Annotated in this window: 1 protein-coding gene; it reads left to right on the top strand. The window is 38.2% G+C overall.

Annotated elements, in window-relative coordinates:
* A partial coding sequence (locus tag DM397_RS00280; RefSeq protein WP_162615423.1) for an AMP-binding protein occupies positions 1-327 on the top strand: 327 nt, incomplete at both ends.

Raw genomic sequence — 327 nt, 5'->3', positions numbered from 1 at the left:
TCTTTCTCCGAGTTATTTAGCATTATTATCTAAAGAGGATCTTTCGGGATTAAGATGCATTACTACCGGAGGAGAATTGCCTAATGTAAGCAAAGCTTTAGAAATTGTAGAATTAGGAATAGAGTATTACAATGACTATGGCCCTACAGAATGTTCCGTTTGTGTTTCAAGTTACAGAGTTACGGAAACTGATAGCGATAGAACAATTCTACCAATTGGGCAACCCATTTCGAACACGCAGATTTATGTATTAGATGATTGTTTAAATCCTTTACCAATAGGAGTTACAGGCAAACTGTATGTATCAGGAGCAGGCGTGGGGAGAGG

The sequence above is a fragment of the Flavobacterium nitrogenifigens genome (assembly GCF_003254565.1).
Lineage (GTDB): Bacteria > Bacteroidota > Bacteroidia > Flavobacteriales > Flavobacteriaceae > Flavobacterium > Flavobacterium nitrogenifigens.
The sequence above is the reverse complement of the archived record's forward strand: the minus strand, read 5'-3'. Positions and strand labels throughout refer to the sequence as shown.